Consider the following 23,648-nt stretch of genomic DNA (forward strand, 5'->3'; position numbering starts at 1 on the left):
TTTGAATTTGGAGCTGGCAGCGCAGCAGGTGTTCACCGCAACAGGGGTTCACCAGTGACACCGCGCAACAGCTAAGGGATCAGAGCGAGCCCATGACGGCCTGGTTGAAGCCAAAGACCCGCCGCGCGCCGCCAATCGGAACAAGACGGACTTCGCGGCGCTGGCCCGGCTCAAACCGAACCGCAGTCCCCGGCGCGATATCCAGCCGCAGGCCACGGGCCTTTGCTCGGTCAAAGTCCAGCGCCCCATTGGCTTCGGCAAAATGATAGTGGCTGCCGACCTGCACGGGGCGGTCACCCGTATTGGCAACCATCAAAACGGTTTGCGCCTGCCCTGCATTCAAGGTCAGCTGGCCCTCGGCCGGGAACAGCTCGCCAGGGATCATCTGGCGCGCAGGGCCAGAACCCCAGCAACCGCAGCCACCGCTAATCCGGCAAGTAGAACCAGCCCCCAGGGTGTTTCGGCACCATGCGGATGAAGGTGCGTTCCGGTATGGGCCAAAGCTGGTGTGGCCAGCAGTGCAGTCGCAATCAGGGTGGCTCCCAGGGCTGTTCCAGGGATAAATCGTGAAGTCATGAGGTTTCTCCTTTTTCGAATAGGTCAGCGGAAGGATCAGCGGATCGGATTGTGAACCGTGACAAGTTTGGTGCCGTCCGGAAAGGTCGCTTCGACCTGCACGTCATGGATCATCGCAGCGATCCCCTCCATGCACTGATCGGCCCGCACCACCTGCGCGCCAACCTCCATCATCTCGGCCACGGAACGGCCGTCCCGCGCGCCTTCGACCACGGCATCCGTGATCAGGGCGATGGCCTCGGGGTGGTTCAACTTGACGCCGCGCGCCAGTCGTTTGCGGGCAACTTCAGCAGCCATAGCCACCAGCAGTTTGTCTTTTTCTCGGGGCGTGAGGTTCATGTCATGTCATCCAGCATCGGGGAAGGAAGGCGCCATTTAGGCGTTTCAGAACAGGCATAAGGGTCTGGCGCAGCAAAAAGCTATCCGGCGCCAGCAGGCGCAGGATCAGCACATCTTCCTGCAGCAGGCTTGCCCCACCCGTCTCGGGGAGTTGGCGGCGGATGCTGTCAAGATGCGCTGCCGCATCCGGGGCAACGTAGACGACCAGTGCCATGGCCCCCGCTCCGCCTGCGATAAAGGGCTTTTGCAAGTGATCCGCGACATTGCCTGACAGCTGCATGGCATCCAGAACCAACGGCAGCCCTCTGCGTCGGATCTCGATCCGGTCGCGAAAATCGATCTGCGTCAGGATCTCGCCCATGGCGGTGCGCCCAAAAACCAGCGGCTCGACCATCAGAAACTCTGCACCTGCCTCCAGATCGACATCCAGGCGCCGATCAACTGCGCAGCCTTGAAACAGAATGGTTTCCTGCGGCAGCCAGTTCAGTCTCCCTCCTGCTGCAACACGCAAATCGGTTCTGATCTCACCTGTCTCGTCCGGTTGCGCCCTGTAGGCCCGCTCGCAGGCCTGTGTGGTAATGGTCAATTGCGTGTGAGCGGCTGCCTGCGCAGAAAATGAAAACTGATCGCCGCCGGTAATGCCCCCAGCAGTATTCAGAAAAACCGCCTCCAGCGCACCAGCATAGGCGACACCGGTATGGGCAGCACTATCATGGGCAGCACTATCAGCACTGCGTCCCGGCGACCGCGGAAACAGGCATTTCGCAGATCCCGATTGATGCAGAGCGTCCAGCACGCTGCGCTGGCCTGCCCGCTTGGTGCTGACATGCAACCGACCGCGCGCTCTCGGCTGTGGCGGCTGCGGCAGCACGGGCCGCGTAGCAATTATACTGAACTGCTGGGTAATCGGGATATCCTCGGGTTGCGCCAAATGCCTTTGCATTTTGCTCTCACAAGGCCTGCCCACCACAAAATTCGCCTGTTTTTGCATCACAGGCCACTGCGGCGCCTAAATTTCGCCCGCCGCCAGTCGTTTGCGCTGAAAAAAAAGGCATAGCGCAGCTATTTGTGAAAATCCCCCTTGGCAGATTTGCCAAAAAGCTCCCCCGCAAGAAACGATGAGGAACTTGCCGGGGACAGGGTGTCTGAAAACAGGATGTCTGAAAACGGGGGTGTGTGACGACCAGACGATTGGACCTCGAGACGGCCGCCACACGGTTTGCAACACGAAGTTGCGGGATCAGGTAAGGGAAGTGGGCACTGCTGTGCAAGCCCTTCCCACCGGGAGCCCGCAGGGAGAACAACATGAACTTTCTGAAATCCACTCTGGCAGGCTCAATGGTTTTTGCCTCATTGGCCACGGCGGCCCTTTCCGCAGAAGACACCATCAAGGTAGGCGTGCTGCATTCGCTGTCCGGCACCATGGCCATTTCCGAGACCACGCTGAAAGACACCATGCTGATGCTGATCGAACAGCAAAACGCCAAGGGCGGCCTGCTTGGCAAACAGCTTGAGGCGGTTGTGGTTGACCCGGCCTCTGACTGGCCGCTGTTTGCAGAAAAAGCCCGCGAGCTGCTGTCCGTGCATGAGGTCGACGTGATCTTTGGCAACTGGACCTCTGTCAGCCGTAAATCCGTGCTGCCAGTAATCGAAGAGCTGAACGGCCTGCTGTTTTACCCGGTGCAATACGAGGGCGAAGAAAGCTCCAAGAACGTGTTCTACACTGGTGCGGCGCCCAACCAGCAGGCCATCCCGGCGACGGATTACTTCCTCGAAGAGCTGGGGGTTGAAAAATTCGCCCTGCTCGGCACCGACTACGTCTACCCACGCACCACAAACAATATCCTTGAAAGCTATCTGAAATCCAACGGCATTGCCGATGCCGATATCTTTGTGAACTACACTCCCTTTGGACACTCTGACTGGTCCAAGATCGTGGCAGACGTTGTGGCACTGGGTGCGGATGGCAAAAAGGTCGGGGTGATTTCCACCATCAACGGCGATGCCAATATCGGCTTTTACAAGGAGCTGGCCGCAGCTGGTATTTCGGCGGATGACATTCCAGTCGTTGCCTTCTCTGTTGGTGAAGAAGAACTGTCGGGGCTGGATACTGCCAATCTGGAGGGACACCTGGCGGCCTGGAACTACTTCCAATCTGCCGACACAGAGATCAACGCCTCATTTGTCGACACCTGGAAAACCACCATGGGGGCGGAACGCGTCACCAATGATCCGATGGAAGCGCATTTCATCGGCTTCAACATGTGGCTGAATGCCGCCACCGAAGCTGGCAGTGTCGAGGTCGATGCCGTGCGTACCGCCATGTACGGGCAAGAATACCCGAACCTGACTGGCGGCACCGCTGTGATGTTGCCCAACCACCACCTGGCCAAGCCGGTTCTGATCGGCGAGATCCAGGCGGACGGCCAGTTTGACATCATCAGCCAGACCACCGAGGTTCCCGGCGATGCCTGGACCGATTTCCTGCCGGAATCTGCGGTTCTGGTGTCTGATTGGAAAGATCTGGGCTGCGGTATGTACAATACCGAAACCAAGACCTGCGTTCAGACGCTGTCGAACTACTGATCCGACTTTCCTTTACAACCTTCGGAGAGGGCCGGGCTGGCCCTCTCCCGTTTTTGACCTGCGGAACGTCCTGATATGAAAAACCTACTTTTTGCGGGTCTCGCAATTCTTTTGTCCTGCCTGATGGCCACCGCGCAGGAGGTACGACAGGAGGTACGACAGGGGCCTGCGATTCAGGCCGTTTTGCAGGAGCATCAGGCACTGATCGCCAAAAGCTCACGCAAAACAATTGCGCCTGCGATTGATGCGATTGCCAACAGCGGGCTTGAACAGGCGCAGACCGTGCTGCAGGTCTGGGCCGAAAAAAAGATGTGGATGCGCAAATCCGATCTGCAGTTCTTTATCGGTGCCCCAACAGAGAATGGTTTGATCGAACTGACCGATTTCGACGGTGGCGCTGTTCTGGGAGCGCTTCCCAAGGCCGAAGTAAAGCAACTGAAACCCAACAGCGGTGTACGGGCACTGATCGCCACCGCATTGGTCAGGTTTCAGCTGAGCGATCCAGACCCAGCCCGTCGCCAGGACGCGCTGACCTCGCTGCAAAGAGACCCCGACGCCACGCTCCTCGCCCCCCTGCGGGCCTCGATCCCTGCTGAGCCGGATGCAGGATTGAAGGCACAGAAACAGCGGTTGGAACGGTTGATGACCATTGGTTATGACAGCGACACCCAGGCGCGTATCGCGGCCATCAGCGATATGTCCGGGGGTCTCGGCGTAGATCTGCGCGCCACCCTGAACCCACTTGTCGCCACCACCAGAAATGTCGTCGCTGGCACTTTCCCCGCCGCGCGGCCCGAAACGGCCAATGTCGCAGCGGTGCTCACCCCAGGGCAGGACGGGTTTTCACAGGCCCAAGCCTATGAGCTACTGGTTGCCAAAGGACTGGCACCGCCGCGCATCACGCAGGCGGACATACGCGCGGCCCTGACTGCAAATATCAAGGATGAACAGGTTGCCGGTTTTGCCGTGACAGAGCTGGACAATGACGCCACCCGACAGCAGGCCTATAGTGTCCTGGCAAATTCAGGGGCTGTTTCACCCTTTGTAACCGACGATCAAGTCGCCGCCGCGCTGCAAAGCCACGTCTTTTTTGACAGCTTCGCCGATCCTTCGCCCAAAGTGACCACTGCCGCTGTTGCAGCACTGCGCAACATCGACGCAAAGGTCAGCCTGAACCAGGCGGTTGATCTTACACTGGACGCACTGTCGCTTGCTTCGATCTATTTCCTGGCCGCCATTGGTCTCGCTATCACCTTTGGGGTGATGGGGGTGATCAATATGGCCCATGGCGAATTCATCATGATGGGGGCCTATACCGGCTACGTTGTGCAGCAGATCATTCCGGATCACACACTGTCCATTATCGTGGCGATCCCAGCTGCCTTTGCCGTCACCTTTGCCGCCGGGGTCGCGATGGAGCGACTGGTGATCCGCTGGCTCTATGCCCGCCCGCTGGAAACCCTTCTGGCAACCTTTGGGATTTCCATTGCCCTGCAACAGCTGGCGAAAAACATCTTTGGAACCCAAGCCCGACCGCTAACCTCCCCTGGCTGGTTGGATGGGGCATGGGCGCTCAATGACGTGGTCTCCATCAGCTACATCCGCATCGCCATCTTCTGTCTGGCGCTGATCTTTCTGGGGATTTTCCTCTACATCATGAAACGCACGCGACTGGGGCTGGAAACCCGTGCGGTGACCCAGAACCCCAACATGGCCGCCTCCATGGGGATCAATCCGGGGTGGGTGAACATGCTGACCTTTGGGCTGGGTTCAGGCATTGCCGGCGTCGCAGGCGTGGCGATTGGTTTGTTTGCCAAGGTCACATCGGAATTGGGGTCGGACTATATCGTCCAAAGTTTCATGACCGTTGTGGTCGGCGGTGTTGGCAATATCTGGGGCACCCTCGCGGGCGCTGCCATGGTGGGCTTTTTGCAAAAAGGGATCGAGTGGCTGAACCCTTCCAACACCCTTGCCGCGCAAACCTACATGATCGTCTTCATCATCATTTTCATTCAGTTCCGACCCAGAGGCATCATAGCCCTCAAAGGTCGGGCTGCGGGGGACTAAGGGCATGCAGCATTCTTTCATCAGCAAAAACCCGTCTGTTCTGGTCTTTCTTGCAATCCTTGCGCTGTTCACCCTGAGCGTGACCCTGCTGTCCGAAGGGCTTGGGCTTGGGCTCATCTCCACCAGTTTTGTCAAAACCCTGGGCAAGACCCTGTGTCTGTGCCTGATTGCGGTTGCGATGGATCTGGTCTGGGGCTTTACAGGAATTCTCAGCCTCGGGCATTTCGCCTTTTTTGGCCTGGGCGGCTATATGATCGGCATGTGGCTGATGTATGAGCGCACCCGCCTGATCGTGGTGCAATCGCTATCGCAATCGGAAATCCCCCCCACCCAGTCCGAGGTGGTCGACGCCATCGGCAACCAGATTTTCGGCGTGGTTGGATCCAGTGAATTCCCGCTGGTCTGGATCTTTGCCGACAGTCTGGTTTTGCAGCTGGCACTGGTGCTGCTGGTACCCGGCATTCTGGCACTGGTCTTTGGCTGGCTGGCCTTTCGTAGCCGGGTCACCGGGGTTTATCTGTCAATCCTGACACAGGCGATGACCCTGGCGCTGGCGCTATATCTGTTTCAGAACGATAGCGGCTTGCGGGGCAACAACGGCCTGTCTGGTTTGCAGAACCTGCCAGGAGTTTCCGCCTCGCAGGATGCGGTCTCGCTCTGGTTTCTCTGGGCCTCGGCGCTGGCTCTGGGGCTTGGCTATTTGCTGTCCGCCTGGATCGTTTCCGGCAAATTCGGCTCTGCCATTCGCGGCATTCGCGACAATGAGGCCCGCGTGCGGTTCCTTGGCTATTCGGTCGTGTCCTACAAGCTGGCGATCTTCACCCTGACCGCCTGCATCGCGGCCATCGCAGGGGCGCTGTATTATCCGCAGGCGGGGATTATCAATCCAGCAGAGATGGCCCCCATCGCGTCGATCTACCTGGCAGTTTTGGTCGCAATCGGCGGGCGTGGGCGGCTGTATGGCGCGGTGATCGGAGCCGCGTTGGTTAGCCTGTTGTCCACATGGTTCACTGGCGGCCAAGCCCCCGACATCTCGCTAGGGTTTTACACAATCAAGTGGGTTGATTGGTGGTTGGTCCTGCTGGGGCTTTCCTTTGTCGCAGTGACATTGTTCGCCCCCAAAGGCATCGGCGGTCTGGTGGATTATTGGACCAATCGCCAGACACCTGACCGACATGGCGCAGATCTTGGCCCCGATGATGGCGCCCTACGCGAACAGGAGGCTTTGAAATGAGCCCACTATTGGAAGTTTCCGGCGTGTCCGTCAGCTTTGACGGGTTCCGCGCCATCAACAACCTATCCTTTCGCATTGGCAAGGCAGAGCTGCGGGCTGTCATTGGCCCAAACGGGGCCGGCAAGACCACGTTCATGGATATTGTCACCGGCAAGACCCGCCCCGATGAAGGCCGCGTCACCTGGAAGACGAGCGAAGACAGATCGATATCTTTGCTCAAACTGAGCGAAGCCCGGATTGCCCAGGCTGGTGTTGGGCGCAAGTTCCAAAAACCCACCGTGTTTGAGGATCAAACCGTGCAGGAAAACCTGCTGCTGGCGCTAAAGAAACCACGTGGATGGATGGCCGTGCTGATGTACCGGCCAAATGACACCGATTTTGCCAAGGTCGCAGATCTGGCGCAGCAAGTTGGTCTGGCGGATGCGCTCCTGCGTAAATCAGGCGAGCTGAGCCATGGTCAAAAGCAATGGCTGGAAATCGGCATGCTGCTGGCGCAGGAGCCTCGGCTTTTGCTGGTCGATGAACCCGCAGCCGGCATGACACCCGAAGAGCGCGAGCACACAACCGACATCCTGCTGGAGGCTGCCAAGACCCGCGCCGTCGTGGTTGTTGAACACGACATGGAATTCGTGCGTCGCCTGAACTGCAAGGTGACAGTTCTGCACGAAGGCTCTGTTCTGGCTGAAGGCAGTCTGGATCATGTGACTGCGAACCAAAAAGTCATTGATGTCTATCTGGGGCGATAAACCATGCTGAAACTTGACAATCTGACCCTGCACTATGGGCATTCGCAAATCCTGAATGGCATCTCATTGGAGGCGAAACAGGGCGAAGTGACCTGTGTCATGGGCACCAATGGCGTTGGCAAGACCAGCCTGATCAAGGCGATTTCGGGCACCCATGCACGCTCTGGCGGAACCATGTCTCTGGATGGCGAGGATCTCGGGGTGCTACCTGCCCATAAGCTGGCGCAGATGGGCATCGCCTATGTGCCGCAGGGGCGGGAGATCTTTCCGCTGCTGACTGTGCGAGAAAACCTGGAAACCGGCTTTGCCTGCCTGCCGCCTCAGGACCATGTCATTCCTGACCAGATCTTTGAACTGTTTCCGGTCCTGCACAAGATGCAGGCGCGGCGCGGCGGTGATCTGTCCGGCGGCCAGCAACAGCAATTGGCCATCGCCCGCGCGCTGATCACCCGCCCCAAACTCCTGCTTCTGGACGAGCCGACCGAAGGCATCCAGCCAAATATCATTCAGCAGATTGGCGAAGTCATTCGCCTGCTGCGCAAGCAGGGCGATATGGCGATTATCCTCGTGGAGCAATATTTTGAATTTGCCTATGATCTGGCAGATACATTCGTGGTTCTGCGCCGTGGCGAGGTTATGCTTGAGGGGGCAAAGGACGTGCTGACAAAGGCAGAGCTGCTAAAGGGCGTCTCTGTCTGAATGATCAACCCTTTCGTGACCTAAACCTCTGAGGTCAAATCCGTTTCCCTAGCGCCTGTATTCCCGGCCCCAGGCATGCAGCGCCTCAATGACACCGCGCAGCTTCTGGCCCTTTTCCGTCAAACTGTATTCCACATGTGGCGGCACCACCGGGAATACCTTGCGGTTCAAAATTCCATCCGCCTCAAGCTCGCGCAACTGTTTGGTAAGGCTGCGCTGCGTGACGCTGCCCATCCGGCGCGCCAGCTGGTTAAAGCGTAAAGTGTCGCTGAGCAGATGATAGATGATCAACCCCTTCCACTTGCCAGCGATTTGCTCCAGCCCGGCCTCGACCGGGCAGCCTGCACTACAATTATACTGTGGAAACCGCGCCTGCGCGCCAGCCAGGGATGTCTCCGCATCTGGCTTCATCGCGTCCTCCGTTGCGGGAATAGCTTTTACAGTATCCATTTCGTGCCTACCTGCCAATTATGTGCGTATTGCCCAGATTGCTCCTGAAGATACATGCTTTCCAGCAAGATCAATGTCAAAGGAGAAATCTGTTATGACCCTCACCATTCTGGCACAAATCACTGCTACCGAAGGCAAGGAAGACTTCGTGCGTGCAGAGCTGAACAAGCTGGTCGATATTACACGCGCGGAGCCAGGTTGTCTGCAATACGTCCTGCACAGCGACAATGAAAACCCTCATTTCTTTGTCTTTTATGAGGAGTGGGAAAGCCGCGCCTTGTGGCAGCAGCATATGAACGCGCCGCATCTCAAAGCCTATATTGAGGCCACAAAGGATGCGGTTGACGCCTTTGTCCTCAATGAAATGACCAAAACCGACTGAACGCTGCCCCACCTGCAGACTACAAGACGCAAACCAAGGAATCCCTTTATGAAAGCTGTTGGATATTTTGAAACCGGAAGCATCGAGCGCGCCGATGCATTGGTTGATCTGAACATGGACCGCCCTGCCCCGACGGGGCGTGACCTGCTGGTCAAGGTGCGCGCGGTCTCGGTGAACCCGGTCGACTACAAAATTCGCCAGTCCCGTCCCCCGGAGACTGATCAACCCGCCGTTCTGGGCTGGGATGCCGTCGGCGAAGTGGTGGAGGTCGGCAACGACACAAGCCTGTTCAAACCCGGCGATCAGGTCTGGTATGCCGGCGCAATCAATCGCCCCGGTACCAATGCCGAATTCCATCTGGTGGATGAGCGCATCGTCGGCAAGGCGCCGAAATCTGTCAGCGATGCGCAGGCAGCAGCCCTGCCGCTGACCACCCTCACCGCCTATGAGATGCTGTTTGACCGCCTGCGTGTCGCCACGCCCGTTCCCGGAGCCGCAAATGCGGTTGTCATCATCGGCGGCTCGGGGGGCGTCGGCTCAATCGCCATCCAGCTGCTGCGCGCCCTGACAGACCTGACGGTGATCGCCACCGCGTCGCGCGAAGAGACAAAAGACTGGGTGAAAACCCTGGGCGCGCATCATGTCATTGATCACAGCAAGCCACTGACCCCACAGATCGAATCCCTGGGCCTTGGTGCGCCGGGGTTTGTCTTCTCTACCACCCACACCCACCAATACGTTGAACAGGCAGCAGAATTCATCGCTCCACAGGGTCGGTTCGGCTTGATAGACGACCCTGAAAGCCTGAACATCATGCCCTTCAAGGTGAAAGCGGTTTCAACACACTGGGAGCTGATGTTCACGCGCCCCCTGTTTGAAACGCCTGACATGGCGCGTCAGGGCGAGATCCTGAACGAAGCCGCGCAGCTGCTGGATGCGGGCAAGATCTCCTCAACCGCGACCGAAACGCTGGGTGTGATCAATGCCGACAACCTGAAAAAGGCCCATGCCATTCTGGAAAGCGGCGCCGCCCGTGGCAAGCTCGTCTTAGAAGGTTTCTGAAGCGTAATACAGAAACAGGAGGCCCAACGGGCCTCCTGCCAAGTGTCTATCTGACACTCTTCAGTTCAATTTTTCCGGGACCCGCGAAGCCGCAGGTCACCCCGCAGCTTTAACCTTGGTCAGGAGCGCTGGAAGAGAAATTCGGGATCGGGTTTTCCGAAGCTTCATTTGGCTCAATGCCGGGCCAGTTGCCCTCGGCCAGATTGATATTGCCCGGGATATCCTCTTCCCAGAAACCGACAACGTTTTTGGTAATGTTCAAAAACAGCTTGTCATCAACAATGCGCCACAGGTTCGGGTTGCCCGGAACCTTACCGCCCTTGGAGACGCCATAGGCGCAATGCCCGTCATACTGTGGGGCAAAATGCGCGGGGTTCTCCAGAAACTTTGCGCGGTTCTCTTCGCTGGCGAAGGCAAATTTCGCCCCGTTGTATTCTGCCGTGATATCCGCACGCCCTGGAACGCCGGCTGGCTGCGCCTCACCCACGGCGACCTGATCCAGGCCACGGTAGGCGACGACATCATAGCCGGACACTGCATAGCCGGTGTGGTCGACAAATTGCTCACCTGCAAAGGCTGGGAGGCCAAAGCTCAGGGCCGCAAGGGCGGCAAATGCAAAGCGCTTCATGTTGTTCTCTCCTAAGATCAGTCGGGGCGCAGGAATCGGCGCCAAGGAAAACGGCCCTGCGCCCGATGCGCAGTATGCTCTGCTAGTGACAATATTCGGTAACACTGCGTGGCGAAACAGGTCTCACGTCACTGTGTTTGACCCGGCGTTTTCCGTGATCACGTAAAATTTGAACACGACAGACCTTCCAGTCATTGGAATTTTCAGCAAGGCTCCTATCTGAGATATTCCACAGCGGCAGGATCGACATGATCCTTCTTCACTCCGCGATTTGCAAAAGACTTCTCCAAAGACAGGGCCCTCACATGAGTGACACAACTTACACCCCGCCAAAGGTCTGGACCTGGGAGCCGGGCAATGGCGGCCAGTTCGCCTCGATCAATCGACCCATTGCCGGCGCCACCCACGACAAGGAGCTGCCAGTCGGCAAGCATCCCTTTCAGCTGTATTCACTGGCCACGCCCAATGGCGTTAAGGTCACGGTCATGCTCGAAGAGCTTCTGGAACTGGGCCATTCCGGCGCGGAATATGACGCCTGGCTGATTAACATCGGCGAAGGCGACCAGTTCGGTTCAGATTTTGTGGCGATCAATCCCAACTCCAAGATCCCGGCGCTGCACGATCTTAGTGGGGATGCTCCCCAGCGGGTGTTTGAATCCGGCTCGATCCTGGTGCATCTGGCTGAGAAGTTCGACGCCTTGTTGCCCAAAGAGGGCGCAGCCCGCACCGAGGTGATGAACTGGCTGTTCTGGCAGATGGGCAGCGCACCCTATCTGGGCGGCGGCTTTGGTCACTTTTACGCCTATGCGCCGGAAAAATGGGAATACCCCATTGATCGCTTCGCCATGGAAGCCAAGCGCCAGCTTGACGTGCTCGACCGGCAACTGGCGGACCACACATTCATTGCGGGCGAAGACTACAGCATTGCCGATATTGCGATCTGGCCCTGGTACGGCCAGCTGGTACTGGGCCGACTTTACAGCGCGGCAGAGTTCCTTGACGTCGAAAGCTACAAAAACGTGATGCGCTGGGCCAAGGCCATCGATGCCCGCCCTGCCGTCAGCCGCGGCCGTATGGTAAACCGCGCCTTTGGCGAGCTGCACACGCAGCTGCGCGAGCGTCACGATGCCAGTGATTTTGAGACCAAAACACAGGACAAGCTAGAAGCCGCTGAGCCAACAGAAAGCTAGCACAACGATTGGAAATTTCGGACATGACCCGAAGTATGGCCCTGTGTGTTGACGCAGGGCCATTTGTGTTTGCGCGATGATATCCGCAGAGACCCTGCGACAGACAAAATCTGGAATCAGACCTCCGAGATGCGATGCCCCTGGCAAAGCGCGCCACTGCGCCACGCATCGCGTGGCGCCATGCCCAACGGGAAGAGCCCCTTCAGGGGCGATGACGGGCGGGAGCATTTGGCTGTCGAGAACCACGCCCGACAGTACCGATCAACCCGACAGTACCGATCAGTATGTATGTGTATCCACCCAGTTACGGCTACGGCCCGCAACCGGCCTCGGCATACCTACTTTAACAGGGGCGGCTTGTCTGGGTCACTTCCCGGAATTTGCGGCTGATACAGTTTTGGCTCTTGCGGCTTTGGCAGATCGAACCGCAGGCCTACGCGGGCCAGACTGGCGGCCATCGCATCCGCAGCGGCAAAGAACCCAACGTCCAGCGCTCCCGCCTCAATCCCGGAAAATGTCAGCGCCTCGCTCACAGCTTTGGCCAGCGCGCCTTCCGCCTCGGGTTTTGCCCCGACAAAACCCAGAAGATGCCCCTGCCCACCGCCCTGATAGCGCAGCGCCACAAGATAGGCCCCCTCTGCCAGGCCAACTGCTGTCGCAAGCTTGGCATCCAGCGCTGTCAGCAGCACCTCTGGCAATCCAGCCGGGGGCAACAGCTCTTCGATCGCCGCCTCAACCTGATCCGGCGCATTCTGCAGCGTGTCATGCAGCCAGCTGACGGCCTCTGCGGGCAACAGCGCCGACGAAGATGCCACCTCAAGGTTCACCCCTAGGCCAATGCCCTGCCCCGCCAGCATTTCAACGATGCCGCGCCCCGCCAGCCCTGCATAGGGAACCGCGCGCCCGGCAAACTGTGCCAATCGTTCTTCGCGGTCAAAGACCAGCACGAAACGGCCCTCTGGTGTTTCAAACAGCTCCGGGCTGATCTGATCCCCTTCCGCTTCGCGGCTAAGCATCAGGAACATTTCGCTATCAGCAAGACGCTCATAGAACCGCAGGCGTGCCGCATCATCGTCCGGCGCGGCCTGCATGGCTGCATGGGCCTGATCCAAAGGTGTCTGTTCCGTCATTCCATCAACTCCTTTACCCGCCCGCGCAACACCGGCAGCAGCTCGGCTTCGAACCAGGGGTTTCGTTTCAACCACCCGGTATTGCGCCAAGACGGATGAGGCAAGGGAAAGACACGCGGCGCATGGTCTCGCCAGGCTTGCACCCTTTGGTTAACCGGCATCTTCCCCCCCAGATGAAACCCGTGGGCATGCCCGCCAACCAGCACGGTCAGTTCGATATTCTTCAGCCCGCGCATCACCCGGTCATGCCAGGTTCTGGCACAAATCGGTGGCGGTGGCAGATCGGATTTCTTGGCATTGTAGCCAGGAAAGCAAAAAGCCATGGGAACAATTGCCACCCGGTCCTGATCATAGAACTGCTCTTCTGACAGGCCGAGCCAGTCCCGCAGCCTGTCCCCCGAAGGATCTGTAAAGGGCTTGCCGCTCTTGTGCACCCTCAGACCTGGTGCCTGCCCGGCAATCAGGATGCGGGCTGAGCTGGAAAACCAGGCCACCGGGCGCGGTTGGTGCCTGGTTTCGGTCGCGGCAAATCGCGCGGCACATAGCTCACACGCCAAAACCTCCGCGCGCAGTTTTTTGATGTCAGTCTCACTCATCCGCGTCCTGCTCCCCCTTTCCCGCGCTCAACTGCGAGACCGATATTGTTTCCCCAGTAAATACAAATGCTAAGCTTAAGCGAGTTTTGTTTCCGTTTGCACCTGAAGGCGGATCCGTTCAAAAGGTTAATGATCCGTTGAAAATTTATGCCATAATTCGACATAATAAAGCCCAAATCGAGGCCCATACCCTTAACATTCTTGGGATAATCCTGAGATATGGCAGACATGGCTTTCTTCAAGAAGCCACACGTAACCAAGAAACCGTCGCCCCAAGAGCCCATCGTAAAGGGGCCCAAGGGCAAAACAGGCAAAACCGGAACAAGCGATGCTTGAGTTTGAAAACGTCAGCAAGTCCTTTTGGACGGGGACCCAGCACAAGGTCATTCTTGACCGGGTGTCCTTTCGTGTTGAACTCGGTAAATCCCTAGGCATTCTGGCCCCAAACGGCACCGGCAAGACCACCTTGATCAATATGATGGCCGGGCTCGAAAAACCGGACGAAGGTGAAATCCGCCGCGGCTGCAAGATTTCCTTTCCGCTGGGGTTCATGGGCGGCGTTGTCAGCCGCCTTTCTGCCCAGGCCAATTGTCGCTACATCGCGAACCTTTACGGCCTGGACCCCGATTATGTCGAAGCCTACTGCCGCTGGCTCTGTGGTCTGGGCGAATATTTCGACCAGCCACTGGGCACTTACTCTTCGGGTATGCGGTCGCGTTTCAGCTTCTCTTTGATGCTGGCGCTGGATTTTGACGTCTACTTGATCGACGAGGGCATGCCCAGCACAACAGATGTCGAGTTTAATAAGAAAGCCGGTGCGATCTTGCAGGAGCGTCTGCAGACGACAACGATCATCATCGTCTCGCATCAGGCCAAGACACTGGAAAAATTTGCCCGTTCCGCAGCAGTCCTGATAGACGGCCAGTTGAACATGTTTGAAACCTTGGAAGAAGCGAAACAGCTCTATGACTACCAAACCCAAGGCTAAAAAATTCAGAATTCGCCGCAACCCGGCGACCCCCGACAAGGCTTCGGACACGGCCCGCGCCGTGCCTGCGCCTGCGGCCGATAGCAGTGCCAGCGCGGCCAGTGCCTCGACCTCTCCGCCAGCAGCTGGGCCGCAAAATGGCAGCCCGCAGGCAGACCCCAATGCACCACAGACCGACGCGCGCACCCCGCTGACAGGACAGGTCAGTTCGGCCCGCGAAACCAAACTTGAAACCGACATCGACGCGATTCGCAAAGAAGGGCTGACCGGGCGCCAGTTGCGTATGGCCCGACGCGTCGCTCAAAAGAATGGCCTTCCTGCCACCTCTGATTTTGATGCTGTCAGACTGCTTCGCGAAAAGGGTATCGATCCTTTCAAACGGGCAAATATGCTGGAATTGGTCGTTCCCCATAACAAGGCCCGTCCCGACGGCATTCCAAAGCCCGGTGACCCGGTTCACTTGCCGCAGACAGTTCCTGCAGCAAAGACCAACCTGCCATCCACGGAACTTAGCCCGGCCGAACGTCGCAATCGCGAAATCCGCGAAATTCAGCGTGACATCGCCGCTCGGCGGCGGCGCAAACTGACCTTGTTGCTGGGACGGCTGGCGTTTTTTGTCATGCTTCCCACCATTATCACTGGATATTTTTTCTACGCCGTGGCCACGCCGATGTATGCCACCAAGTCAGAATTCCTGGTGCTCAAGGCGGATGGCGCCGGTGCGGTCAGCGGGCTGCTGAGCGGCACCCAGTTTGCCACCAGTCAGGATTCCATCGCCGTACAGGGCTTTTTGCAATCCAAAGTCGCGATGCTGCGCCTTGACGATGACATTGGTTTCACCTCGCATTTCGCCCAAGGCTGGATCGACCCGATCCAGAGACTGGAACCTGATGCGACCAATGAAGAAGCCTATAAAGTCTATTCGCGCAACGTAAAAATTGGCTATGATCCGACCGAAGGCGTCGTCCGCATGGAAGTCTCCGCAGCTGATCCCGAAGTCTCCGCCGAATTCTCCCGACGCCTGATCTCCTATGCCCAGGAAGAGGTGAACAGCCTTTCGGAGCAAAAGCGGGCCGACCAGGTTGGCGAAGCCGAAGCTGCTTTGGAGTTGGCCGAGGGAAAACGCCGAACTGCGCAGGAACGCCTGGTGCACCTGCAGCAGAAAGGTATGGTTCTCGATCCAGAAGGCGTGATCGTCTCGCTGCGCTCGCAGATCAATACATTCGAGATCCAGCTGCAACAAAAGGAGTTGGAGCTGGCCGCCCTGCTGGACAATGCCCGCCCCAACCGCGCCAAGGTTGACGGCACCACTGCAGATATCAGCCGCCTGAATGGCGTGATCCAGCGCCTAAACAACCGTATGACAGACGCCTCGGCCGGCGAAAACTCGCTTGCCAATCATCGGGTGCAAATTCAGATGGCCCAGGCCGATCTAGCGACCCGTGATCTGATGCTGCAATCGGCTTTGCAGCAAGTGGAATCCACCCGTATGGAGGCCAACCGGCAGGTACGCTATCTGACCACCGCCGTAGCCCCTGTCGCCAGCGAGGAAGCCACCTATCCGCGCAAGTTCGAAAATACGATTTTGGCATTCTTGATCTTTTCCGGTATCTACCTGATGTGTTCGCTCACAGCCTCCATTCTCCGGGAACAGGTTTCATCGTAAGTCATGAAAAACATCCAAGTCGCCGACCTCAATATCGGCAATGATCGCCCTCTGACCATTCTTGCCGGCCCCTGCCAGCTGGAAAGCGCAGATCACGCCCAAATGATCGCAGGCACCCTGAAAGAGGCCTGCGACAAGGTCGGGGCGCAGTTTGTATTCAAGGGCTCTTTTGACAAGGCCAACCGCACTTCTATAAATGCCAAACCGGCACTCGGTCTGGACAAGGGGCTGGCGGTTTTGCAATCCGTAAAGGACAGTATCGGAGTTCCCGTGCTGACCGATATCCATGAAGCCGATCAATGCGACCCAGTCGCGGCTGTGGTCGACATTATGCAGATCCCCGCCTTTCTGTGCCGCCAGACCTCGCTTCTGCTTGCGGCTGGCCGCACTGGCGCGGTGATCAATGTCAAAAAAGGACAGTTCCTAGCCCCTTGGGATATGCCAAATGTAGTGGCCAAGATCGAAAGCACCGGCAACGAGCGGATCATGCTCACCGAACGTGGCGTTTCTTTTGGCTACAACCGCCTGGTTGTCGACATGCAAAGCCTGCCTGAGATGGCCCGCACCGGCTACCCGGTGGTGATGGATGCAACACATGCCGTGGCACAGCCCGGTGGCCTGGGTGGTGCCTCTGGTGGGCAACGGGAATTTGCACCGGTTCTGGCCCGCGCAGCCGTCGCGACCGGCATCGCTTCGGTCTTTATGGAAACTCATGAAGACCCTGACAATGCCCCCTGTGATGGCCCCAACATGATCTATCTAGACCAGATGCCAAAACTGATCGAGACCCTGATGGCTTTTGATACCTTAGCCAAAGAAAATCCGATTAAGATTTGAGCCCCAAGGAATTCTTACAATGATCAAACCAAGCTCTCCGGTGCAGCCAAACACCTGGAATTTTCTGCGTGACCCGATGATTACCCCTACGGGTTTTCGCGAATATGACGCCCGCTGGAAATACCCCGAAGAAATCAACCTGCCCGGCATGACCGCGCTGGGTCTGGGGCTGGGCACCCAGATGCACCGCCGTGGCATCCCGCCGGTGATTGCGGTCGCAAACGACTACCGCGACTATTCTCTGGCGATCAAACAGGCGCTGATCCTGGGCCTTATGCAGGCGGGTATTCAGGTCAAAGATATCGGCCCGGCCGTGTCGCCAATGGCCTATTTTGCCCAGTTCCATCTCGATGTCCCCGCCGTGGCCATGGTCACCGCCAGCCACAACCCCAACGGCTGGACTGGCGTCAAAATGGGCTTTGAACGCCCGCTGACCCACGGCCCCGATGAAATGTCGGAACTGCGCGACATCGTGTTGAACGGCGAAACCGAGACCCGTCCCGGCGGCTCATACGAGTTTGTCGATGGCGTCAAGGAGGCCTATCTCGACGATCTCGTCGGTGATTTCAAAATGACTCGCAAGCTCAAGGTCGTCTGCGCCACCGGCAATGGCACGGCTTCGGCCTTTGGGCCGGAACTGTTTGAACGTATCGGCGTCGAAGTTGTGCCCAGCCACAATGAGCTGGACTATACCTTCCCCCACTACAATCCCAACCCTGAAGCGATGGAAATGCTGCATGACATGTCAGCCAGCGTCAAAGCCTCGGGCGCTGACATGGCGCTTGGCTTTGATGGCGATGGCGACCGCTGTGGCGTGGTCGATGATGAGGGCGAAGAGATCTTTGCCGATAAGGTGGGCGTCATCATGGCGCGCGATCTCAGCAAAATTTATCCCAATGCGACCTTTGTGGCGGATGTGAAATCCACCGGATTGTTTGCCTCGGACCCCGAGCTGATCAAAAATGGGGTGACAGCAGACTATTGGAAAACCGGCCACAGCCATATGAAACGGCGTGTGAAGGAAATTGGCGCATTGGCGGGTTTTGAGAAATCCGGCCACTACTTCCTCGCGGAACCTGTGGGGCGGGGCTACGACTGCGGCATGCGCGTCGCGGTTGAGATCTGCAAACTGATGGAGCGCAACCCGGACATGTCGATGTCGGATCTGCGCAAGGCACTGCCCAAGACCTGGTCGACCCCGACCATGTCGCCCTATTGCGCCGACACCGAAAAATATACCGTGCTGGAGCGTCTGGTCGCAAAACTGGTCGCCAAACACGAGGCGGGCGAGCAACTGGCGGGCCGCGCCATCAAGGAAGTCGTGACCGTGAACGGTGCCCGCGTCATTCTTGATAATGGCTCCTGGGGGCTGGTGCGCGCCTCGTCCAACACACCAAACCTGGTGGTGGTCTGCGAAAGCTCCGACAGCGAAGCAGAGATGCGCGCCATCTTTGCTGATATTGATGCGGTCATTCGCACCGAACCATTGGTCGGCGACTACGACCAAACGATCTGACAGGTCTTATTGATCAGTTTTCAAACAAGGAAGGCCCGCCATCTGGCGGGCCTTCCTTTTGTGCGGATCAGCTATTCCAAGGGCGATAACGCCGAAATCAATTGCCCTGCAAAAGGCGCAGCAACTGGTCTTTGGCTTCCTGTTCGATCCGGTCACGAATGACCTCGTTCAGGTCCTGCTCGGGCGCGATCTCGGTCTCCAGCTCCTCGCTCAACTTCTGTCGGGCGCGGTCCTTTAGGTCCTGCTCAACGGCGTCGATCTCGGGCTGCAGCGCCCGTTTCAGATCGGGCCGGATTTTGGGATCCGCCCAAGGGCCTGTGACGGCTACTGGTATGGACAGGCCGGCAGAACCGTTCACCCCCGAAATCGTCGGTGTAAACAGATAGTCGAGATCCTGCGCCCCGAGGCCAATGCGACCGGCCCCGTCAACGCGAATGCCCTTGAGCGTGATCAGAAGATCCTCATTCTGAAGGTTGCCCTTGGCCAGAGTAAAGCTACCGGTGAGCTGGTCAAAAACGGTGCTACCGCCGTTGCCCTGCCCCGACCGCATCAGAGCTTCCAGGTCAAAGCCTGAGAAAAAGCCTTTGCCGACCTCAACCCAGCCCTTGCCAGAGAGGCTGTGCATGATCGCATCCAGCGAATTGCCAGAGGCCAGGTATTCCAGCTCTCCCAGGGCCTCACCGTTCAGACGGTCATAGCCTGCCATCTGCCCCAGTGCCTGCTCAAGACGGATCCCATTGTAGGCCAGTTTACCCCCAACCGAGAGCCCCTTGCGATTATTGGCTACCACCTGACCTTCGACACTGCCGCCAAACACGGCGGCCGGTTGCAGTTTCAGCACCGCACGGGCGCGATCCAAACTGAGCGAAAGACGACTTGCGCCCAGGTCATACCCGCCCGCAACCAGACGATCAAAGCTCAGCACCGCCGTGCCGTTTGCCAGTGCCAGAGCCGAGGCATCAATGGGCTCCTTAGACCAACCAGATGCACTGGTTGTGCCAGCCGAAGCCCCCGATCCCGTAGCCTCTTCCAGCCCCGGCACATGCAATTCCTTGGCCTTCAGTTGAACTGCAAATTGCGGCACCTCAGCGAGGGTTATATCCACGGCGCCTTCCAAAGCATTGCCATCGAGATTCAGCGCCAAATCCCGCAAAGCCAAGCGCCCATCAGGCGTATAGGTCGCGTCGGCCCCAACCGTCATCTGCTGCCCCAATCCCTTGGGCAAAGACAGGCCAGTCTGCCCAAAGGCACCCAAAAGCCCAGCTGTATCAGTGGTCTTGGCTGTGATACGGCCTGAAGCGGCACCCGCAAGATCGGCCCGACCATCAAAACGCAGAAAGCCGCCTTTAGCCTCCACCGAGGCTCCAACCGAGGCCACCTCACCAGCCAGGAAATCTGCAAAAGTTCCGACCTCAGCCTTGATTTCAACCGGCTCTCCTGCCGGGCGCACCGTCAGGTCCACATTCACCGTGCCACTGGGATCCGGCCATTGCAGCACCATATCGATCGAGGACATCTCAACCACATCGCCCCCATAGGGGCTATAGCGCAACGAAGCCCCTGTCAGGGTCAGCTTTTCGATACTGATGGGCAGCACTGCATCCTGAATTTCCGCCGGAACCACCTCTGTGGCGGCTGCATCGGTCGGCCCTTCCAACACCCAGTTGCCCAGCCCGTCTTCGCGCTCTGACAGGTTGAGATGCGGCAGCACCGCAGACACCTCGGTCACGCGAACTTTGCCCTGTAGCAGATCCCCAGGTGCAATCCCGATTGACAGGCGTTCAGCCGTCAGCAATGGCGCCGCGCCGGCCCAATCTGCATTGGACAGCGTTACCCTGTCGGATTTGACCCCAAGAACAGGCCAAAGCGTAAACCGCACCTTGCCGTGGAATGTCAGCTTGCGCCCGGTCTGAGCCTCAATCTGATCAGCCGCAAGCGCTGCGACCTTTTCCCCGGGCAGCAAGAACACCAACCCGATCAAAACCGCCAGCGTAAAAAACAGTGCGCTTATCACCCGTAGTATCAGCCGCATCATTTGCTCCTGCCCTTTGTTTCTAACAGATTAGCGCAAGTACTGCCGGGCGCAATGGCACAACCCTGGCAAAAATAGCGTCCTTTCAAACGGAACATGTCATTTGGAGCAGTCACGCTGCCAAAATCCTCCATTCCAAAATACCCGCGCGCATACTATATGCGCTGCTATGACCAGCAATCCGCCAGAACTCCGCCCCGACCTCGCCCCGAAACCCCTGTTGGGAGACGGTGCCCGCCCTGACCAGCCAACCCTTGGCATGGTCTCTTTGGGGTGTCCAAAAGCACTGGTAGACAGTGAGCGTATCCTGACCCGTCTGCGCGCCGAAGGCTACGGCATCTCGCCGGACTACGCAGGCGCAGATGCGGTGATCGTCAACACCTGCGGTTTTCTCGACAGCGCCAAGGCCGAAAGCCTCGATGCTATTGGCGAAGCACTGAAGGAAAACGGCAAGGTTATCGTCACCGGCTGTCTAGGGGCCGAGCCGGACTACATCCGCGAACATCACCCCAATATTCTCGCCGTCACCGGACCGCATCAATATGAGCAGGTGCTGGACGCCGTACATGCCGCCGTTCCTGCAGACCCGAACCCCTTTATTGATCTGTTGCCCGCCACTGGCGTGCAGCTGACCCCGCGCCATTTCAGCTATCTGAAGATCTCGGAAGGCTGCAATCACAAGTGCAAGTTCTGCATCATCCCTGATATGCGAGGCCGTCTTGCCTCGCGCCCCGCACATGCGGTCCTGCGCGAGGCCGACAAGCTGGTTCAGGCAGGCGTGCGCGAACTGCTGGTGATCAGCCAGGACACCTCTGCCTATGGGCTGGATCGCAAATATGACATGAACCCCTGGCAAGATGGTGAGGTGCGCAGCCATATCCTGGATCTGTCGCGTGAGCTGGGCAAACTGGCCCCGGCGGATGAGCTGTGGGTGCGGCTGCACTATGTCTACCCCTATCCGCATGTGCGCGAGTTGATCCCGCTGATGGCGGATCCCGACAACGCGCTGCTGCCCTACATGGATATCCCCTTCCAGCATTCGCACCCGGACGTGTTGAAACGCATGGCCCGCCCTGCTGCAGGTGCCAAGACCCTGGATGAGATCGCCGCCTGGCGCGCCACCTGCCCGGACATCACCCTGCGCTCCACCTTTATCGTCGGCTATCCGGGGGAGAGCGAGGCTGAATTCCAGCATCTGCTGGACTGGATGGATGAGGCGCAGCTGGATCGGGTCGGCTGCTTCAAATATGAAAACGTCGATGGCGCACGGTCCAACGCCCTGCCCGATCATGTGGCCGAAGAAGTCAAGCAGGACCGCTGGGAACGCTTCATGGAAAAGGCACAGGCCATTTCCGAGGCCAAACTGCAGGCAAAGGTCGGCCAGACCATGCAGGTCATTGTCGATGACATCGACGAAGACGGCATCGCCACCTGCCGCACCAAGGCCGACGCGCCAGAGATCGACGGCAACCTGTTCATTGACGAGGGCACCGGGCAGCTATCCGTCGGAGATCTGGTCACCGTCGAGGTCGATGAGGCCGGGGATTATGACCTCTGGGGGAAACTGGCCACGCCGGAGTAATCCGAGGCCCCTACGCCCCCAAGCCCTTCAGCCCTTCAGCCCTGACGGTATTTGAAGCACGCCATCCAGCCCGGACCGAGGGGAGGGAGCGAAAGCGCCTTCCCCTTTTGCCGGAGGCAAACCTAAGGTTTGACGGGAGGGTCGGGCACAGTCTACGCCCGATAGGCTTTGTGAGCTAAATCCTGCTACGCTCTCCCCATTGCAACCAGCCAGGGAGAGACCCAAGCCATGTCAGATGAGATTCCCGTGATCGCCCAGAAAAGCCCCTATGCCGTCGAGGTCACCGAAGGCAAAAGCTATTTCTGGTGTTCCTGCGGCAAGTCCCAGAAACAGCCCTTTTGTGACGGCAGCCACAAGGGCAGCTCCTTTGCACCGGTGAAATACACCGCCGAGAAATCGGGAAAGCTGTTCTTTTGTGGCTGTAAACATTCCGCCAAGCAACCGCTCTGCGATGGCAGCCACTCCGGGCTGTAGACTCGCAGACTTACGCGCAGGCATGGGGCTGACTACAGGCCATTGCCCCGCCGCTAGCGATTGGTGCGCAGGCGCTCCAGCTCAGCCCGGTTGACGCAGAATTCGGGGATCTCCCGCTGTGCGCCAGAGCTGTTAGCCAGCCACTGGGCACAGGCCTGCGCACATCCGGCGCCACGGCAGCGTGTCACGATCGCCGCATAGTCAGACTCACTGATCTGGCCTTCGCGCATCGCTTCGCCAAGATCGATACCTGCCACTCTTGCAACCGACCGCAGCTGCCAGAAGTGCCGGTTGAAATCCCCCAAAAGACTTCTGGGAGCAACCTCACCTTGAGAAACTCCAATGGTCGGCGCTGTATTCCCCATAACTCAGTACCTTTTACACCGTTTACTCAACCTGTTACGCGCGACCTACTCAGGCCAGCACTGCACACCCCTTCCCCGTGCCTGACGACTATGGGTGACACCCTGCCCTGCCTGGCCAAAGCAGGGTCAGGCTTTTTGTTCCAGCAGGTAGTCCAACAAATCGCGATTGCGGCAGTAATCCGGCGGCGCCGTCATTCCAACAGAGGCCTGCGCCAGCTGGGTTTTGCACCGCTGCGGATGGGCACAGCGGGTACACCGCAGCACAGCTTCGGAGATTTCATCAAACTGCAGGCGGCCAGCGATGGCTTCCTCCTGCAGGTCCAGTCCCAAAGCACTGCTCATACCATCCAACAGGGCCGCGTGGGTCTTGAGTGTCGAAGCTTCGCGCAAATCTCTTCTCCTGCCAGTGTATTGCACCAGGGTGTTGCGGCAAAACCTATCCAAAAAGGCGGTAAAATGCCTTGATGCAGATCAACGCTCACTTGGGTGGGATCCAAGGGTGA

The 23,648-nt window shown here is 58.2% G+C and carries 25 protein-coding genes; 14 read left to right on the top strand and 11 right to left on the bottom strand.

What is annotated here, in order from left to right; all coding sequences use genetic code 11:
• Positions 1–79: 79 nt before the first annotated feature.
• Genes PH5382_RS15230 through PH5382_RS15245 form a run of 4 tightly spaced genes read right to left on the bottom strand, consistent with a single transcriptional unit; the run spans position 80 to position 1,858 of the window.
• The gene (locus tag PH5382_RS15230; RefSeq protein ID WP_058335247.1) at positions 80–385 is read right to left on the bottom strand and encodes an urease subunit beta; all 306 of its coding nucleotides are present in this window, start codon (positions 383–385) and stop codon (positions 80–82) included.
• Positions 382–576 carry a hypothetical protein gene (locus PH5382_RS15235; RefSeq protein WP_058335248.1) on the bottom strand — a complete coding sequence of 65 codons (195 nt, stop codon included), beginning with the start codon at positions 574–576 and terminating at the stop codon, positions 382–384. The genes PH5382_RS15230 and PH5382_RS15235 overlap by 4 nt, the downstream gene beginning before the upstream one ends.
• Positions 577–612: 36 nt before the next feature.
• The gene (locus PH5382_RS15240) at positions 613–915 is read right to left on the bottom strand and encodes an urease subunit gamma (RefSeq protein ID WP_058335249.1); all 303 of its coding nucleotides are present in this window, start codon (positions 913–915) and stop codon (positions 613–615) included.
• Position 916: 1 nt separating this feature from the next.
• The gene (locus tag PH5382_RS15245; RefSeq protein WP_082645706.1) at positions 917–1,858 is read right to left on the bottom strand and encodes an urease accessory protein UreD; all 942 of its coding nucleotides are present in this window, start codon (positions 1,856–1,858) and stop codon (positions 917–919) included.
• A gap of 362 nt (positions 1,859–2,220) precedes the next feature.
• On the opposite strand from PH5382_RS15245, the gene urtA reads away from it, so the two are divergent.
• The 5 genes from urtA to urtE all read left to right on the top strand — a co-directional run bounded on the left by urtA (position 2,221) and on the right by urtE (position 8,247).
• Positions 2,221–3,501, top strand: a complete 1,281-nt coding sequence (urtA, locus tag PH5382_RS15250; protein WP_058335250.1) for an urea ABC transporter substrate-binding protein — start codon at positions 2,221–2,223, stop codon at positions 3,499–3,501.
• A gap of 75 nt (positions 3,502–3,576) precedes the next feature.
• The gene (urtB, locus tag PH5382_RS15255) at positions 3,577–5,568 is read left to right on the top strand and encodes an urea ABC transporter permease subunit UrtB (protein WP_058335251.1); all 1,992 of its coding nucleotides are present in this window, start codon (positions 3,577–3,579) and stop codon (positions 5,566–5,568) included.
• A gap of 4 nt (positions 5,569–5,572) precedes the next feature.
• On the top strand, positions 5,573–6,802 hold the full coding sequence (gene urtC / locus PH5382_RS15260) for an urea ABC transporter permease subunit UrtC (RefSeq protein ID WP_058335252.1): 1,230 nt from the start codon (positions 5,573–5,575) through the stop codon (positions 6,800–6,802).
• Positions 6,799–7,548 carry an urea ABC transporter ATP-binding protein UrtD gene (urtD, locus tag PH5382_RS15265; protein WP_058335253.1) on the top strand — a complete coding sequence of 250 codons (750 nt, stop codon included), beginning with the start codon at positions 6,799–6,801 and terminating at the stop codon, positions 7,546–7,548. The genes urtC and urtD overlap by 4 nt, the downstream gene beginning before the upstream one ends.
• Before the next feature lie 3 nt (positions 7,549–7,551).
• Positions 7,552–8,247 (top strand): urea ABC transporter ATP-binding subunit UrtE, encoded by a 696-nt coding sequence (gene urtE / locus PH5382_RS15270; RefSeq protein WP_058335254.1) that lies wholly within the window; start codon positions 7,552–7,554, stop codon positions 8,245–8,247.
• A gap of 48 nt (positions 8,248–8,295) precedes the next feature.
• On the opposite strand, the gene PH5382_RS15275 is transcribed toward urtE, so the two are convergent.
• Positions 8,296–8,697 (bottom strand): winged helix-turn-helix transcriptional regulator, encoded by a 402-nt coding sequence (locus PH5382_RS15275; protein WP_231751901.1) that lies wholly within the window; start codon positions 8,695–8,697, stop codon positions 8,296–8,298.
• Between the two features lie 94 nt (positions 8,698–8,791).
• Between PH5382_RS15275 and PH5382_RS15280 the strand changes: the two genes are divergently transcribed.
• Entirely contained in the window at positions 8,792–9,079 is a 288-nt protein-coding gene (locus PH5382_RS15280) for a putative quinol monooxygenase (protein ID WP_058335256.1), read from the top strand.
• Positions 9,080–9,127: 48 nt separating this feature from the next.
• The gene (locus PH5382_RS15285) at positions 9,128–10,141 is read left to right on the top strand and encodes a zinc-binding alcohol dehydrogenase family protein (RefSeq protein ID WP_058335257.1); all 1,014 of its coding nucleotides are present in this window, start codon (positions 9,128–9,130) and stop codon (positions 10,139–10,141) included.
• Between the two features lie 109 nt (positions 10,142–10,250).
• Here PH5382_RS15285 and PH5382_RS15290 read toward each other — a convergent pair whose 3' ends face one another.
• Complete coding sequence (locus tag PH5382_RS15290) at positions 10,251–10,769, bottom strand: YHS domain-containing (seleno)protein (protein WP_058335258.1); 519 nt, start codon at positions 10,767–10,769, stop codon at positions 10,251–10,253.
• 305 nt (positions 10,770–11,074) lie between these two features.
• On the opposite strand from PH5382_RS15290, the gene yghU reads away from it, so the two are divergent.
• Positions 11,075–11,959 (top strand): glutathione-dependent disulfide-bond oxidoreductase, encoded by an 885-nt coding sequence (gene yghU / locus PH5382_RS15295; RefSeq protein ID WP_058335259.1) that lies wholly within the window; start codon positions 11,075–11,077, stop codon positions 11,957–11,959.
• Positions 11,960–12,297: 338 nt separating this feature from the next.
• On the opposite strand, the gene PH5382_RS15300 is transcribed toward yghU, so the two are convergent.
• On the bottom strand, positions 12,298–13,089 hold the full coding sequence (locus PH5382_RS15300; RefSeq protein ID WP_058335260.1) for an SseB family protein: 792 nt from the start codon (positions 13,087–13,089) through the stop codon (positions 12,298–12,300).
• Positions 13,086–13,685, bottom strand: coding sequence for a uracil-DNA glycosylase family protein (locus PH5382_RS15305; protein WP_058335261.1), 600 nt, complete (start codon positions 13,683–13,685; stop codon positions 13,086–13,088). Before PH5382_RS15305 ends, PH5382_RS15300 begins: the two co-directional genes overlap by 4 nt.
• A gap of 328 nt (positions 13,686–14,013) precedes the next feature.
• Between PH5382_RS15305 and PH5382_RS15315 the strand changes: the two genes are divergently transcribed.
• From PH5382_RS15315 to PH5382_RS15330, 4 genes are read left to right on the top strand one after another with little or no spacing between them, the layout of a single operon-like run.
• Positions 14,014–14,673 (top strand): ABC transporter ATP-binding protein, encoded by a 660-nt coding sequence (locus PH5382_RS15315; protein WP_058335263.1) that lies wholly within the window; start codon positions 14,014–14,016, stop codon positions 14,671–14,673.
• The gene (locus PH5382_RS15320) at positions 14,651–16,339 is read left to right on the top strand and encodes a KpsE/RkpR family capsule polysaccharide export protein (RefSeq protein ID WP_058335264.1); all 1,689 of its coding nucleotides are present in this window, start codon (positions 14,651–14,653) and stop codon (positions 16,337–16,339) included. Before PH5382_RS15315 ends, PH5382_RS15320 begins: the two co-directional genes overlap by 23 nt.
• Before the next feature lie 3 nt (positions 16,340–16,342).
• The gene (gene kdsA / locus PH5382_RS15325) at positions 16,343–17,176 is read left to right on the top strand and encodes a 3-deoxy-8-phosphooctulonate synthase (protein ID WP_058335265.1); all 834 of its coding nucleotides are present in this window, start codon (positions 16,343–16,345) and stop codon (positions 17,174–17,176) included.
• Between the two features lie 19 nt (positions 17,177–17,195).
• Complete coding sequence (locus PH5382_RS15330) at positions 17,196–18,692, top strand: phosphomannomutase/phosphoglucomutase (protein ID WP_058335266.1); 1,497 nt, start codon at positions 17,196–17,198, stop codon at positions 18,690–18,692.
• A 97-nt stretch (positions 18,693–18,789) separates the two neighbouring features.
• On the opposite strand, the gene PH5382_RS15335 is transcribed toward PH5382_RS15330, so the two are convergent.
• Complete coding sequence (locus PH5382_RS15335; protein WP_058335267.1) at positions 18,790–20,724, bottom strand: AsmA family protein; 1,935 nt, start codon at positions 20,722–20,724, stop codon at positions 18,790–18,792.
• 169 nt (positions 20,725–20,893) lie between these two features.
• Between PH5382_RS15335 and rimO the strand changes: the two genes are divergently transcribed.
• Together rimO and PH5382_RS15345 are read left to right on the top strand one after the other, a co-directional pair.
• Entirely contained in the window at positions 20,894–22,306 is a 1,413-nt protein-coding gene (gene rimO, locus PH5382_RS15340; protein WP_058335268.1) for a 30S ribosomal protein S12 methylthiotransferase RimO, read from the top strand.
• Positions 22,307–22,534: 228 nt separating this feature from the next.
• On the top strand, positions 22,535–22,780 hold the full coding sequence (locus tag PH5382_RS15345; RefSeq protein ID WP_058335269.1) for a CDGSH iron-sulfur domain-containing protein: 246 nt from the start codon (positions 22,535–22,537) through the stop codon (positions 22,778–22,780).
• A 53-nt stretch (positions 22,781–22,833) separates the two neighbouring features.
• Here PH5382_RS15345 and PH5382_RS15350 read toward each other — a convergent pair whose 3' ends face one another.
• Complete coding sequence (locus tag PH5382_RS15350; RefSeq protein WP_058335270.1) at positions 22,834–23,145, bottom strand: DUF6455 family protein; 312 nt, start codon at positions 23,143–23,145, stop codon at positions 22,834–22,836.
• Between the two features lie 126 nt (positions 23,146–23,271).
• Positions 23,272–23,535, bottom strand: a complete 264-nt coding sequence (locus PH5382_RS15355) for a DUF6455 family protein (protein WP_197410055.1) — start codon at positions 23,533–23,535, stop codon at positions 23,272–23,274.
• Between the last annotated feature and the right edge of the window lie 113 nt (positions 23,536–23,648).

The organism is Phaeobacter sp. CECT 5382, assembly GCF_001457775.1.
In the GTDB taxonomy this organism is placed as follows: Bacteria; Pseudomonadota; Alphaproteobacteria; order Rhodobacterales; family Rhodobacteraceae; genus Pseudophaeobacter.

Excerpts from the sequence above, each read along its gene's own strand:
- PH5382_RS15230 (WP_058335247.1), bottom strand. The coding sequence starts at position 385 with ATGATCCCTGGCGAGCTGTTCCCGGCCGAGGGCCAGCTGACCTTGAAT.
- PH5382_RS15235 (WP_058335248.1), bottom strand. The coding sequence starts at position 576 with ATGACTTCACGATTTATCCCTGGAACAGCCCTGGGAGCCACCCTGATT.
- PH5382_RS15240 (WP_058335249.1), bottom strand. The coding sequence starts at position 915 with ATGAACCTCACGCCCCGAGAAAAAGACAAACTGCTGGTGGCTATGGCT.
- PH5382_RS15245 (WP_082645706.1), bottom strand. The coding sequence starts at position 1,858 with ATGCAAAGGCATTTGGCGCAACCCGAGGATATCCCGATTACCCAGCAG.
- urtA (WP_058335250.1), top strand. The coding sequence starts at position 2,221 with ATGAACTTTCTGAAATCCACTCTGGCAGGCTCAATGGTTTTTGCCTCA.
- urtB (WP_058335251.1), top strand. The coding sequence starts at position 3,577 with ATGAAAAACCTACTTTTTGCGGGTCTCGCAATTCTTTTGTCCTGCCTG.
- urtC (WP_058335252.1), top strand. The coding sequence starts at position 5,573 with ATGCAGCATTCTTTCATCAGCAAAAACCCGTCTGTTCTGGTCTTTCTT.
- urtD (WP_058335253.1), top strand. The coding sequence starts at position 6,799 with ATGAGCCCACTATTGGAAGTTTCCGGCGTGTCCGTCAGCTTTGACGGG.
- urtE (WP_058335254.1), top strand. The coding sequence starts at position 7,552 with ATGCTGAAACTTGACAATCTGACCCTGCACTATGGGCATTCGCAAATC.
- PH5382_RS15275 (WP_231751901.1), bottom strand. The coding sequence starts at position 8,697 with ATGGATACTGTAAAAGCTATTCCCGCAACGGAGGACGCGATGAAGCCA.
- PH5382_RS15280 (WP_058335256.1), top strand. The coding sequence starts at position 8,792 with ATGACCCTCACCATTCTGGCACAAATCACTGCTACCGAAGGCAAGGAA.
- PH5382_RS15285 (WP_058335257.1), top strand. The coding sequence starts at position 9,128 with ATGAAAGCTGTTGGATATTTTGAAACCGGAAGCATCGAGCGCGCCGAT.
- PH5382_RS15290 (WP_058335258.1), bottom strand. The coding sequence starts at position 10,769 with ATGAAGCGCTTTGCATTTGCCGCCCTTGCGGCCCTGAGCTTTGGCCTC.
- yghU (WP_058335259.1), top strand. The coding sequence starts at position 11,075 with ATGAGTGACACAACTTACACCCCGCCAAAGGTCTGGACCTGGGAGCCG.
- PH5382_RS15300 (WP_058335260.1), bottom strand. The coding sequence starts at position 13,089 with ATGACGGAACAGACACCTTTGGATCAGGCCCATGCAGCCATGCAGGCC.
- PH5382_RS15305 (WP_058335261.1), bottom strand. The coding sequence starts at position 13,685 with ATGAGTGAGACTGACATCAAAAAACTGCGCGCGGAGGTTTTGGCGTGT.
- PH5382_RS15315 (WP_058335263.1), top strand. The coding sequence starts at position 14,014 with ATGCTTGAGTTTGAAAACGTCAGCAAGTCCTTTTGGACGGGGACCCAG.
- PH5382_RS15320 (WP_058335264.1), top strand. The coding sequence starts at position 14,651 with ATGACTACCAAACCCAAGGCTAAAAAATTCAGAATTCGCCGCAACCCG.
- kdsA (WP_058335265.1), top strand. The coding sequence starts at position 16,343 with ATGAAAAACATCCAAGTCGCCGACCTCAATATCGGCAATGATCGCCCT.
- PH5382_RS15330 (WP_058335266.1), top strand. The coding sequence starts at position 17,196 with ATGATCAAACCAAGCTCTCCGGTGCAGCCAAACACCTGGAATTTTCTG.
- PH5382_RS15335 (WP_058335267.1), bottom strand. The coding sequence starts at position 20,724 with ATGCGGCTGATACTACGGGTGATAAGCGCACTGTTTTTTACGCTGGCG.
- rimO (WP_058335268.1), top strand. The coding sequence starts at position 20,894 with ATGACCAGCAATCCGCCAGAACTCCGCCCCGACCTCGCCCCGAAACCC.
- PH5382_RS15345 (WP_058335269.1), top strand. The coding sequence starts at position 22,535 with ATGTCAGATGAGATTCCCGTGATCGCCCAGAAAAGCCCCTATGCCGTC.
- PH5382_RS15350 (WP_058335270.1), bottom strand. The coding sequence starts at position 23,145 with ATGGGGAATACAGCGCCGACCATTGGAGTTTCTCAAGGTGAGGTTGCT.